This is a genomic window from Marisediminitalea aggregata (genome assembly GCF_900129565.1).
Taxonomy (GTDB): domain Bacteria; phylum Pseudomonadota; class Gammaproteobacteria; order Enterobacterales; family Alteromonadaceae; genus Alteromonas; species Alteromonas aggregata.
On the sequence record NZ_FQWD01000017.1, the window covers coordinates 1 to 1695 of the forward strand.

General features: G+C 47.4%; 1 protein-coding gene. It reads right to left on the minus strand.

Going from position 1 to position 1695, the window contains the following annotated elements; translation table 11 throughout:
- On the minus strand, nucleotides 1-1406 hold a 1406-nt coding region (locus tag BUB81_RS21785), incomplete at its 3' end, for an outer membrane protein assembly factor BamB family protein (RefSeq protein WP_073325475.1).
- Nucleotides 1407-1695: the final 289 nt, after the last annotated feature.

Below are 1695 nucleotides of genomic sequence, written 5' to 3' on the forward strand. Positions count from 1 at the left end.
CCCTGACCCACCATATCCCAGGTATATTCGGGTACTACGTTGATAGGCGTGGCCGCGGCGGTTTGAGTGCCGTCCATGGCCCACAGGAAATTCCAACCCTTGGCATAACTGCGCCACAATAGGTCTGACTTTCCGTCGCCGTCGACATCGGTTGGAGCCTTATATACCTGAGGAGAGTTACCGCCAGAATTTTTCGCAGAAGCGGAAGACGAATTGCGATTGTCTCGCATAAATTTAGGCCAGAACGAGTCGGCAAGCTCAAGATCATCACTAAAAATAACCGTGCCGCCATAACCATTTACAATGATATCGCCGCTGTTATCAATGGCCAGGCTATAGATATCATTTACCGGCGTTGCTACAAATGCAATGGCAAGCGATTTACCGGTTTCGGCATTCACCTTAAATACATTACCCTTATTACTGCCAAAAATAACCACACCATCATTAGTAATAATAGGTGTAGCGAGGATAACTTCATCGTTATTTACACTGTAAGACCAACGTAAAACACCTTCTGATGAAAAGGACACGATTCCAGAATAAGGTAACCCTTCATCATCAGAATTGGCAGCCTGATAACCTACGTAAAGATTGCCGACCCCATCAAATACGGGAGAGCCGGTGATAATCGTGACATCATATTCATCCAGTACACCTTTCCAGAGCCGATCACCATCAGGCGTAAAGGCATAAAGCCCATCAGCACCATAGTAAGCAGTGCCTGCCGCATTAAAAGCAAGCCCAGAGAAGATTCTTACCGGGAATGTTCTATTCCAGATTGCTTCGCCCGCACTTGAATACACCAGCAAGCTGTTCGTACTGTTCTCATCCCCCATTGTCGGAATATAAATATTTCCGTTCGGCGCTATCGTGGTTGGAAAGAATGCGAGGGAATCAAAGTTTAACTGCCAAAGCAAACTCCCCTCGGGAGAAAATGCATACAAAATGCCCAAAAAAGAAGTCACTAAAATGGTGCCATCTTCAGCAATAGCGGGCCCATTCAACACCCAACTGAGAGCCTGACTTCGCCATAATTCAATGCCACCGGGTGATAAGGCCACCAAAACTGGCTTGTTGTTCTCTCTGATTATAATGTAAATGGTGCCGTCTTCGGCAAGCACCGGCCCTGCGGTAGACACTGTATCAGAGAGAAGTATCGCCTCGTTGCCTTCGGGATCCCGCGCAATCAAATGGCCTGGGGCCCCTTCTTCTTCACCCGCAATGTTGATGTAAATGGTACCATCGTTGGCAACGGCAGGACTTGCCCCATAGTCACCTTCGTAGGTTGCAATCCGTACTTTAAGGACAACATCCTGCCACTCTGCACAATAACAAATAGACGCAAGCGCTTTTGAACTGCCAAATGTAACACTGAGCAGCGCTACAACAATAAGCTGTTTCACGGTATTCTTCCCTGAATGAAATACTGATGTTGCAGAATAGCGAATAAGAAACACAGGTTAAAGGCTATTTAACGCAAGCTGCCGCCATCGAAATAAAGTAAAAGCCGCTCTGAAGCGGCTTTATAAATGTGCTTGTAACTTACCTGGCAACCTGCCAGGTATTATCCGTAGGTCGTAACACGCCTTTGGCTTTGATCGCCGTGCCATCCATTAGGTGTACCAGGTTACGAGCGCCAAGCTCGTGGCGCCACAGGAAGTCGGCTTTGCCGTCGCCATCGTAATCACCAAT